Annotated in this window: 8 protein-coding genes; all 8 read right to left on the bottom strand. The window is 54.4% G+C overall.

Features of this window, described 5'->3' with window-relative positions; all coding sequences use genetic code 11:
- Positions 1-209 (bottom strand): hypothetical protein (locus L6H65_RS22070; protein WP_236344966.1); only part of this gene is annotated, 209 nt, incomplete at its 3' end.
- A 39-nt stretch (positions 210-248) separates the two neighbouring features.
- On the bottom strand, positions 249-3,017 hold the full coding sequence (locus L6H65_RS22065) for a transglutaminase-like domain-containing protein (RefSeq protein ID WP_236344963.1): 2,769 nt from the start codon (positions 3,015-3,017) through the stop codon (positions 249-251).
- Positions 2,992-4,485, bottom strand: coding sequence for a DUF58 domain-containing protein (locus L6H65_RS22060; RefSeq protein ID WP_236344961.1), 1,494 nt, complete (start codon positions 4,483-4,485; stop codon positions 2,992-2,994). Before L6H65_RS22060 ends, L6H65_RS22065 begins: the two co-directional genes overlap by 26 nt.
- Entirely contained in the window at positions 4,482-5,522 is a 1,041-nt protein-coding gene (locus L6H65_RS22055) for an AAA family ATPase (protein ID WP_236344959.1), read from the bottom strand. The genes L6H65_RS22060 and L6H65_RS22055 overlap by 4 nt, the downstream gene beginning before the upstream one ends.
- A gap of 247 nt (positions 5,523-5,769) precedes the next feature.
- Positions 5,770-6,252, bottom strand: a complete 483-nt coding sequence (gene bcp, locus L6H65_RS22050; RefSeq protein WP_236344957.1) for a thioredoxin-dependent thiol peroxidase — start codon at positions 6,250-6,252, stop codon at positions 5,770-5,772.
- A 266-nt stretch (positions 6,253-6,518) separates the two neighbouring features.
- A complete protein-coding gene (locus tag L6H65_RS22045) occupies positions 6,519-7,310 on the bottom strand; it encodes an ABC transporter permease (protein WP_236344972.1) in 792 nt (263 codons plus the stop codon).
- Between the two features lie 7 nt (positions 7,311-7,317).
- Positions 7,318-8,112 (bottom strand): ABC transporter permease, encoded by a 795-nt coding sequence (locus tag L6H65_RS22040; RefSeq protein ID WP_236344956.1) that lies wholly within the window; start codon positions 8,110-8,112, stop codon positions 7,318-7,320.
- Entirely contained in the window at positions 8,105-9,205 is a 1,101-nt protein-coding gene (locus L6H65_RS22035) for an ABC transporter ATP-binding protein (RefSeq protein ID WP_236344955.1), read from the bottom strand. The genes L6H65_RS22040 and L6H65_RS22035 overlap by 8 nt, the downstream gene beginning before the upstream one ends.
- Positions 9,206-9,465 lie beyond the last annotated feature (260 nt).

The raw sequence follows: 9,465 nt of genomic DNA, 5'->3' as shown, positions 1-9,465 counted from the left end.
GCGATAGGCTGCTTCTTTCTATGTGATTTATCATTGTTCGGCGCTGCGATTCGACCTCCCCTGAGCGAAGGGGATAGTGGGCATAGGGGCGATAGACTGCTTCTTTCTATGTGATTTATCATTGTTCGGCGCTGCGATTCGACCTCCCCTGAGCGAAGGGGATAGTGGGCATAGGGGCGATAGACTGCTTCTTTCGGATATTTTTTCATTATCCTCCTCCCTTCATCCACTCGATAAAGCCCAAGCGATCATCGCTTGGGCTTTATCAAGGTCTCTTGTTGAATAGCGCTTAGAAAACGCTCAATTTGCTCTACTGTCGGGGGCTGCTGCCAATCGGCACTGGCACTGTATCGAGCTTGCTCCTCCCAGCATATGAAATTTGCTAGGAGGGGAGCCAGCAGCGGCGGCAAGGACAATGCCGCCGCATATTCGCGTGCGGTGCGGCCGCTGGCTCTCGCACCGCAGCGTTTGTACAGCTCGCGCCAGCATGCGTCCGCGAGCGGGAGCAATTGGCTGCGGGCCGCTGTGCGCCGGCCCGCTTGGAGCGCGCTGCCGTATCGGCGCAGCGCGTAAGCGAACGCTATGCGTTCGCGTTTGCGCCAAGCCGCCGCTGCCAGCCATGCGGCGGCTATGGCGCCTGCGGCTAGCGCGGCCACGGCCCATGGCCTGGCCGCTGCTGCGCCGAGGGCCGCTTGCGCGAGGGCATTCGCCTCTCGCGCTGCGGCTTCGGCGGCCCGCATCGCGGCCGCCGGCAGCCGGGCTGCGCGCCCCGCAAGCTCCTGGGCGCGGGAGCTTGACGGGGCGGCAGCATTGCCCGCCGCCCCGTCCAGCATGCGCTCAGCATCAGCCATTCGGCCTGATGCTGCTGCGCTGGCGGCCCCGGCTTCTCCTATCGGGGCCGCAAACCCCGGGGTCGGCTCGAATGAAACCCAGCCGAGCCTGGGAAAGTAAACCTCAACCCATGCATGCGCATCGCTCGCACGCACCGTATACCCTCCCTGCTCAGGTACTGGACCCTTCACCGCTGCGGGTCCATCACCCACAGCGGTGATCGCTCCCTTCGCCATTACAATACTCCCGCTGCCCCCCCTTACAGCATTCTCGGCGGCAGCATCGGTCAGCATCGGCTGCGCTTCGGGCGCACGGCTCCCTTCGCCAACTGCGAATCCCTTAACATACCGTGCGGGGATGCCTTGTGTTCTCAGCATAATGGTCATCGCAGTAGCAAAATGAACACAATAACCTTTGCGCTGCTGGAACAAGAAGTGATCAACAAAATCTGCACCCTTAGGCGGAATTGCGGTTTCTGTGAGCGTATATGCATAGCTGCTGCGCAAATAAGACTCGATAGCTTTTACCGTTCCATATCTGCTGCCATCACCCTTGCCCGCAATTTGATCAGCTAATCTGCCAACACGTTCAGGAAGCGAAGCTGGCAGCTCCGTATACTCATCTCTTAATTCCAGCGGCTCAGACTTAAAGCCCGTATCCTCCAGCCCTCGCAGCACCGCAGCATCCGCATTGGGCAGTAACGTTTCGATGGTGTATGTTTTAAGAGACTCACTGTCCGAGGCAGCAAACAATGCACCCGTCAGTCGATCAGCTCGGTAATGCATTTCTTTTTCAGCATTCGCAGACTCATCTCCCCCTGCTACAACAGCCGCATTCACTCCCGCAGTAAATAGAGGCAAGCCTTGAGCTGGAGATGCCATTGTTATCGTATGCCTCAATACTCGAAAACCCTCAGCACCCGATTCTCGTTCTGATTCTGATTCTCGTTCTGATTCTCGTTCTGATTCTGATTCAGATTTTGGTTCTGATTCTGATCTTGAGTCCGACTCCGAATCCGAATCCCGGCCCGAACCTGCACCCGAATCCAAGTCCGCCCTCCCCCATCCCTCTCCCGTCATAAAAGAAGCACTGGTTTTAAGCTGAAGATCATGCTTCAGCTGGCTCCAGCCTTTCCCATCGTAATGACCTTTGCTATCCCCTCGCAAATAAATCGGCTCCGGCGACTGCACATGAAACATTACTTTTGTATCGGGTGAGATGGCTGCTCCCAGATTGCGGTCATCCAATCCATAACCTACTGATCCCATTGTACTCCACTCATCGTCAACGCCAGCCCCCGCCCCAGCACGCAGCGCGCCCCGATTCCCTGTCGTTGACCAATCCGGCAGAAGATGCTCGTTGCTCCAATTCACTGCCTCGACAGCCCATGGAGCAGGTCCTGCCGATTCCGCCCTGCCCCAAGCCGCGCCGGCTCCGACAGCCGCAGCAAGCACTGCCAGACATACGGCTCCCCACCACCATTTCAGGGACCAGCCAGTAAACCACCCTGTACGACTGTCACTCCCCCTCGCTCCTTCACAGCTTCCCAGCAGACGCTCAATTCGCGGAACCGTTACAAGCACACTCAACAGCAGTCCCTCAATAATCGCCCGAATGACGCCCGCCCTAACATCCAGTTCGAGAAATGAATAAAGGGCGACCAAATACGCCACGGTTAAAGCAGTCAGCCCAAGCCCCCATTGACGAAGCCACACTAAGGACTGCACCGCTGTCACCATCATGCCCAGACCAGCGAACATAAGCAGCGTTCGCGTCTCTCCGCTAAACATCATATCCCCTGCACCGATACCAAGCACATCCTGCCAGACAGCATCAGCAACCCGAGCCAATGCAGCAACTGTACTAGGCGATTGCTCCCCGTATAAATACAGAACAGCGCTCAAACAGACCACGCTGTTCATAACAAGAGATATCCACAATGGCAGCACAAAAAGCCCTACCGCCAAAAAACCAGCTGCCGCCGCTACGACCGGCCCAATGCGGTACAGCTCCGTATAGGCTTCAAGCTGGGCAAGCGGAAGCAGCCATTCCATAATTAGACCAAGCAGCAGCAAGCTGGTGACAAGGCGAGGAGCCGCATGGCCGAAAAACTGCCCCTCCTTGGCCGCCAACTGCTGTACGTTGTCCCTTTTCCCATTGCTATAAGCCGATTGTCGCAGCAGCATCACTGTCCCTCCCTTCAATGACCGGAAGCTTCCGATACTCCGAATGAATCGGCATATAAGCGATAAAATTGTTGAACCCGTGCGGCCCGCTATGTGCCCCGCCGCTGGCAGCAGACTGAGAAGCCTCCTCACCAGCCAGCCAAAAGCATGCCCGACCCCCTCGGACAGCTGCAAGCCTTGCCGCCTGCTCAACAGCTTCTCTTTCCTCGCCGATACGGAACGATGACCCTGCAGTAATACAAATGATAGTTATGCCCTTCGGCAGGCGGCTCATCCTGTCTTGCAGCCACGCGTACAATGGAAGCGGTCCGTCTGCGCGAAGACGAGCCAATTGCTCTTCTGCATGCCGAAGAGAAGCGCGATTTCCTGCCGCAGCATGAAGCTGCAGCTCCTCTTTGCCGCTGGCAAGCAGCTTCACATCTTTGCCGGATTCAAACAGATTGCGCAGCGCCAAGGCTGCCCGTCCAACGCAAGCGTCGAACATTCTCTGATCCCTGCGAAATGCTTCACTGCATGCATCGAGCAATATGATCGTATCGCATGGCGAATCCGATTCACTCAGCCGGGTCTGCATGCCGAGCCCTCTGGCCATCGCCCGCCAGTTGACCCGTCTCAAAGGATCGCCAGGCGCATACACCCGCATATCGATCCCCGCTCCTGCTCGTCCCGCAGCCGCTGCACTGGGCCCCATTGGCGCGCCGTTTATTACAACCCTGCGATCACCTGCGGATTTGGCGCTGGGGAGCCATTTGCTCATGCTAGCTTCTGGCGGCCTGGACATCACAAGCGTATTTCCCGGGCACTCGATTTCGAACGTCCGCACAGTCATTCCGAGCAAATCGCCGACCATTACACGCAGAGGAAGAAAAGACAGCTCCCCGCGCTGCAGCCCATTGACCCTGTAGGTAACCGTCTGTTTCTGGGTGAGCCAGGGAAGCAGCACCCTTTTATAGGACAAATCAGCTCTGGAATTTGCTGTAATATTCACAATACCCTCGCTGATCGCGAGCCATGCTAGAGGTAGTGGGCGTGAGGTTGAGATAACAAGCCGAATCTGCATCTCATCCCCATCTGCCAGCACCTTCGGTGTTTCAATTAAACGTTCTGCTTCAATTCGGCCCACCATGATATAAGGGATAAGCAAGCACCATACGGACACTGCAGACAGCGCGCCAAAAACCAGCCATTCAACCGCACCTCCCCGCGACCAAAGCGCAGCAGCGCTTGCTGCCAATAACAGCAGCAGCACGAATCTAACAAAATGACGGCTGCCCACCAGCCGGCGTCCACTGCCGAAAATTAACTTGCCACCATTGTCGGCAACCCCTGCACCGCTCCTCATTCTTCCAGCTGCCGCGCCTTTGCTGTCGGCAGCCCCCAAGTCGATCCTGATGTTGCCTGCCGCTCTACTCGCGGCAGTCCCCACGATGCCTCTGACCGAAACTCCCTCGCGCCTTCTGCCGCTCATCGTCTCCTCCGACTGCTCTCACCAGCCGGCACAGGAACCGGCTCCGCCGCAATTAATCGATGCAGCAGATCGCCTACCTGCAATCCGGCTGCCGCAGCCTCGTCCCTGACAATGAGTCTGTGCGCAAGCACCGGCTCTGCCACAGCCTTCAGATCATCCGGAACGACGAATCGTCGTCCCTCCATATATGCTGTCGCTTGAGCCGCGCGAACCCAGTCACGGGTAGCTCGTGGACTTGCTCCGAGCGACAGCTCTGCCGCGATCCGGGTTGCCCCTGCAATTTTTACGGCATAAGCAAGAAGAGCCGTATGCACATGCACAGATTGAGCATCCCGCTGCATCCGCAGCCATTCCTCTGGAATAATGACCGGACGCAGCTGTTCTGGCTGCAATCGCTGCGCTCCGCTCTCCAGCATCGCGATCTCATCCTCAACAGAAGGGTAACCGACAGACAAACGCATCATGAAACGATCCAGCTGCGCCTCCGGCAGCGGATATGTGCCATCGTCGCGCAAAGGATTCTGAGTTGCCAGCAGCATAAAGGGCTGTGGTAAAAGCATCGTCTCGCCATCCGAGGTCACGCTGCGTTCCTCCATCGCTTCCAGAAGCGCCGATTGTGTTCGTGGAGGCGTTCGGTTGATTTCATCCGCCAATACGACGTTAGCTGCGATTGGACCTTGGCGAAATACGAGCTCCCCTCGCTTGCCATCCCATATGAGACCCCCTACCACATCTGCCGGAAGCATATCGGAGGTAAATTGAATACGCCGGAACTCACCGCCCATCACACGAGCGATTGCCCGAACAAGCAGCGTTTTGCCTACTCCCGGCACATCCTCCAGCAGTACATGCCCTCCTGCGAGCAGCGCGGCAAATACACTGGACACCACTTCATTTTTACCCAAAAACACACGATTCACCTTATCCATCATCAGCCTCAGCAGCTGATTTGATGCCTCCGTCCAGCTATCTTGCTCGTGGGCAACTGCTGGAAACACACCTGTTGATGCTTCCTCCGCCGATTGATTGGGGATCATTGGGACATCCTATCCTTTCCCTGCTAATATCGCTCATTGTACAAACTAGTAAATTCTCTATTAACAGCTTTGCCAGACTGCCGGTTATTTACACCTGTCCCTGCAAAGAATAGAATAGCCGTGACCCGATACACAGCATCAACAACCGCCTCTCACCCTGCCAGCTTTGCCCTGCAAAAATACATCAACAAACAGAAAAACACCCTCCAGTTGGCTCACACTGTGGAGGGTGTTCTACTCTATTGGTCTATTTAACCGCACGCACGGCGTCAAGCACATTTTGAACGTGATTCTTGACCTTCACATTCCGCCATTCATGGATCAGCTTTCCCTTCTCGTTAATGAGAAAGGTGGAACGGACCAGACCCATGTATTCGCGGCCGTACAGCTTTTTCAGCTGCCATACGCCGTACAGCTCGCATACGCGATGCTCTGTGTCAGCCAGCAGCTCGTAAGGCAGCTCGTATTTGGCCGCGAATCGCTCATGCGTGTCAACCGGATCAATGCTAATGCCGAGAACGACGGCTCCGCAATCCCCGAACTGCCCATATGCATCGCGAAAATCACACGATTCCTGCGTGCAGGCTGGCGTCAAATCCTTGGGATAGAAGAACAGGACAACCTTCTGTCCCTTATAATCACTCAGCTTAATCTCCCGTCCACCTAAAGAAGGGAGAGTAAAATCCGGCGCTTTGCGCCCGACAATTGCCCTTGCCTTAATAACAGCCACAGCTAAATCCACTCCTTCCCCGCACTATCCACTATTGCACTTGTGCACGCTTGCACGATTCACTCTCTCGCTGTTCACTCTCGCACGCTTATGCACCGTTCACTCTCTCGCTGCTCACTCTCGCACACTTATGCACCGTTCGCTCTCTCGCTATCCACTCTCGCACGCTTATGCACCGTTCGCTCTCTCGCTATCCACTCTCGCACACTTGTGCATCGTTCGCTCCAGTTCATCCACGCTCGCGCACCCTTCACTCCATCGCTGCTTTACGATCCCGCGCCACGATAGCGTTTGACGCCGTGATTCCAGATCGTCAGTCCAATGACCAGCACAACAATTCCGACAACTGGCGTGAACAGCGCCAGCGTTGATAAACCGTCCTCATGCCTATCAAGGAAATAAGAAGCCGGAATAACCCCAACGAAAGCGAATGGAAGCAGCCATGTCAGCAGAAACCGAATCATTTTGTTATAAATATTGATCGGATAACGTCCATAGTTCTGGATGTTCCACATTAACGGGAGTATGCCCGTCGGCGCATCCGAATAGAACGAAATCGCCGTCAATGCCGTATACAGCCCCGCGTAGATCAGCACCGCCCCCAGCGTAAACACGACAAGCATCAGCGCATCCAGCGCCTCGAATGGGAGACCCAGCTGCGACCAGCTGATAATCATAATAACAGCGCCGAAGACAGAGCCGAAGATGGATGGCGGATCGATATTTTCCAGTACAATCTGATACAGATTATAAGCTGGCCGCGTCAATATCCGATCCATCTCGCCCTTAACGATATAACGCTCACTGAAATTCCACAGGTTGAAAAAGGTCCCGAAAACCCCATAAGGGATCATGAAGAACCCATATACGAACACAACCTCCGCCTGCGACCAGCCGCCAAGCGATGGTGTATGCTGGAAGACGATAAGGATGAAGATCAGATTCAGTCCCTGGAACAAAATATCCGAGAGCACCTCGATCCAGAAATCCATCCGATAGGTAAGCCGTGTCTTGGCATAGTTTTTCATATATTCCACACATAATGACCAATAGAACATCATCCGTTTAGCCCCCCTGCACAAACAGCCGGTATCGCGCCTGACGCCATACCAATAAGATCGGGATAATAAGCGCGAGGAACCAGATGACCTGCACCCCGAGCACGCGCAGCGCAGCATCGCCCACTGTCCGCCCTGTGAATACGGAGCTTGGCAAATAGGTAATCGCCTGAAACGGCAGCCACTTCATCGTCTCCGCCAGCCATCCCGGGAAGAACGAGATCGGCACGACGACCCCGGAGAACAAATCTACCAGTACGCGCTTCATCCGCAGCATGCCCTCGTTATTCTCGACGAAGAAGGCGAACAGCCCCGTCAAAATATTAATTTGCGAATTAATCAGAAAGCTGAGCACCAGCATGACAAAATAGAGCGCCCACACACTCGGCTCCGTCGGCAGCTCGACCGGAAACAGCAAGCATACAATGATAAGCCCCGGAACCATGAACAGCAGCAGCCGAAAAATTCCTTCGCCGAAGCCCTGCATCATTTTGACCATCAGATAAGAATACGGACGAATAAACTGTATCGCCACGCTGCCATCGCGAATTTCATTGGCAATCTCACGGTCCAGATTGTTGAAATAGAACGCGCGCGCCATCCACGACACAGCGACATAGGTGGTCATCTGAGCCAGCGTGAAACCGCCCAGTACTTTCTGATCGCCGAAGATCGCCTCCCACAGAAAGTAGTAGGCTCCAATATTTATGGCATAAATAATAATGCCGCTATAGTAATTGACCCGGTAAGCCAGCATCATCAGGAAACGTATGCGGATCAGATCAAGATACGCGCTATTCATTGTCAGCCGACTCCTTCTTGCCGCCGGTAGCTGCTTGTCCCGCCGTCCCCGCATTCGCTGCGACATGCCCGAGCTTCCTCGTCGCCTCCGAGGAGGCTGAACCGGATTGATAGATTTCACGGACGATCTCATCCGTATTCGTCTCCACAATTTTAATGTCGCGAATGCTCCCGCCGCCTCCAACCACTCGCGCGAGCGCATCGGATACATTGACCGCGTGCGGCAAAAACATCGCGGCCACCAGCTCGTTCTCTTGCGTCCATGTTACGCCAAGCCCCTCAGTCAGCTGCCGCAAATCATCCAGCTGCGGCGGCTCGGCAAACTGAAAATGAATTTCCCGCCCTTTGCTCCAGCGGGACTTCAGCTCATCCAGTCCGCCGTCATATATAATTCGGCCGTCATCGAGCATGACGACCCGTGAGCATAAAGCTTCAATATCCTGCAGGTCATGGGTCGTAAGCAAAATTGTCGTCCCCTGCTCACGATTTATTTTCATCAAGAAATCGCGGATTTCTGTCTTCACAACGATATCAAGACCAATCGTCGGCTCATCGAGAAATAGAATGGACGGGTTATGCAGCAGGGATGCAACCAGCTCGCATCTCATCCGCTGACCAAGACTAAGCTTTCGCACCGGACGGTTCAGCAGCTCGCCAAGCTGCAAACGTTCGACAAGCTCATCAAGGCGCTTGCGAAACTCCGCTTCCGGCACACGGTACACCTTGCGCAGCAGCTGGAACGATTCGATAACGCCAATATCCCACCAGAGCTGGCTTCTTTGCCCGAAGACAACCCCGATTTCCTTCACAAACTTCTCGCGTTCCTTGAAGGGAACATACCCGTTCACCTTGATATGCCCCGAAGTAGGTACTAGTATGCCGGTCAGCATCTTGATCGTTGTCGACTTCCCGGCTCCATTCTCCCCTATGTATCCGCATATTTCGCCCTGCGGAATTTGGAAGGAAATATCCTTCACCGCTGTAATTTCATTGTATTCCCGCTTGAACAAGTCTTTAAGTGCGCCAGTAAGACCTTCGCGGTTCTTCTGGACCTTGAATTGCTTGCGCAGATCATGGACATCAATCGCTAACATATTGGCTTCTCCTGCTCCTCTCGCTCGACATTTCCTGGGAAATATCATCCTGTATCGATTCCAATAGATAAAACTTGCTTCTATACGACGTTACATTTTATAATTTTATGATATGTAATACTACAATAGATTAAAGATAGCGTAAACGAAAGAACGAATCTGGCGCATCCTTTATCGCTATATTCATCATTAACCCCAATCATTGTAGCTCATTATAGCACTGATTGAAATGGAACAGCTTGCAGAATGGGAGGAACAGA

Origin of the sequence: Paenibacillus plantiphilus (genome assembly GCF_927798095.1) — a bacterium.
GTDB lineage: Bacteria > Bacillota > Bacilli > Paenibacillales > Paenibacillaceae > Paenibacillus_Z > Paenibacillus_Z plantiphilus.
Note: the sequence above shows the minus strand (reverse complement) of the source record. Positions and strands in the feature narration are given on the sequence as shown.